This is a genomic window from Methylobacterium variabile (assembly GCF_001043975.1).
Classification (GTDB): Bacteria; Pseudomonadota; Alphaproteobacteria; order Rhizobiales; family Beijerinckiaceae; genus Methylobacterium; species Methylobacterium variabile.
On record NZ_LABY01000521.1, the window covers coordinates 1 to 750 of the forward strand.

Consider the following 750-nt stretch of genomic DNA (forward strand, 5'->3'; position numbering starts at 1 on the left):
CTGACCCGCCACTGGGAGCACGGCTCAGTGGCAGCGGAGGATGCCGTCAGCGCTGTCTATTGTCGCTGGCTCGCGCAGGTCTATCGTTGGCGTTGATGCATATGAGCGTATCCAGCTAGGATTTGACCTCCGATGGCTCCTTGTGCGAGAATAAATCACAGATGATCTCGAAAAAGAGGTGCACTCGACGCCATTCCATGCTAAACAAGTCGTACCTTCTGAGTTTCGAGACCCGAAGGCACCTCTCAATCGCGCTCTTCGGAGCGCGTTTTTTTTGCATATACAAAAATGTACAATGCGCAAACACGAAAAGGTCCCGGTGCACGCACCGGGACCTTGATCAAGCGATGGGTTTTTGCTTAGAAGTCGCGCTGAACGCGCATGCGGAGCTGGAAGGAGTCCGTCGAGCTGACGGTAGGCAGAACAGCACCGTTAAAAGTCGGCAGACCGGCGGCATTCACGCCATTCGGCACAGCCGTAGTCTTGTTCGCATCGACCACGCGGCCACTGCCCAGCGCTTGGCGGGCGTACAGACCCTCGACGCCGATATCGAGGTCCTTGATCGGCGACCAGATCAGGCTCGCACCGGCGACGATCTGGTTCGTGTCACGCAGCACGCTGTTAAAGGCGAACGAGGCCAGGGTCGGGTTGCCGAGCGGCGTGACGCCGAGCACAGAGCCCAGGGCGGCGAGGTTGGATCGGCTGGCCTTGCCGAAGCTCTGCTCGCCATAGCTGCCGATGAAGGCCGAG

General features: G+C 59.1%; 1 pseudogene. It reads right to left on the bottom strand.

The window, feature by feature from the left end:
* Nucleotides 1-359 precede the first annotated feature (359 nt).
* Nucleotides 360-750 (bottom strand): annotated as a pseudogene (locus tag VQ02_RS38620) (porin); the annotation flags it as partial.